This window comes from Bifidobacterium aemilianum, from assembly GCF_003315635.1.
Taxonomy (GTDB): domain Bacteria; phylum Actinomycetota; class Actinomycetes; order Actinomycetales; family Bifidobacteriaceae; genus Bifidobacterium; species Bifidobacterium aemilianum.
The window spans coordinates 1-663 of the sequence record NZ_PDCG01000026.1; the positions used below are offsets into that span (position 1 = coordinate 1).

Here is a 663-nt window from a genome sequence, read left to right on the forward strand (position 1 = left end):
GTGCCCTGGCAGACGGCACTGAGCTCTCTGCTGCTTCCGGTGATGTGGGGACTGATGCGGCCCTTCTACTCCCAGCCGGACAAGGAGCGCACCTACCTGCCGCTGGTCGGTGGGGCATCGGTCTTCTTCGTGGGGTACACGTTGTTGCTGGCCACCGGGGTCTGGTTGTAGCACGAGCTTGTGGGCGACCGTCCGGTAGGAGGGGCTGGCTACACTGGTCAGGTGTCCACTGAAGGGGTGTGGCCGCGCCCCCCTGCTGGCCGGTTTCCGGGGTGCTGGCGGCTCCACGGAAGAGGTTTCGTATGGAACATGCATGTCAACAGCGGTCGTCGGTACGAAAGCAGCGAGGGCCGAGGCGGGCGACGGCCGTTCCGGCATGGAGGCGCCGGCTCTATGACGGGCTCTGGCTGCTGGCCTGTGTCCTGGTGGTCGCACTGTTGAGAGCCTTCGTGTTCGGAGCCTACGTGATTCCCTCCGCCTCCATGGAGGGCACGCTGAATATCGGCGACCGTGTCATCGCCTCCAAAATCAAGCCAAAGGTCTCTGGTGTTCAGCGCGGCGACATCGTCATCTTCCACGATCCCGCCCATTGGCTCAACACCGGGCCGCATGACGACTTCCTGATCAAGCGTGTGATCGGAGTGGGCGGCGACAGGGTTTCCG

At 64.1% G+C, this 663-nt stretch carries 1 protein-coding gene; it reads left to right on the plus strand.

Translation table 11 applies throughout. The annotated features are described in order from the left end of the window. Positions 1-302: 302 nt before the first annotated feature. The coding region (lepB, locus tag CRD60_RS08680; RefSeq protein WP_127975676.1) for a signal peptidase I at positions 303-663 on the plus strand (361 nt) is incomplete at its 3' end.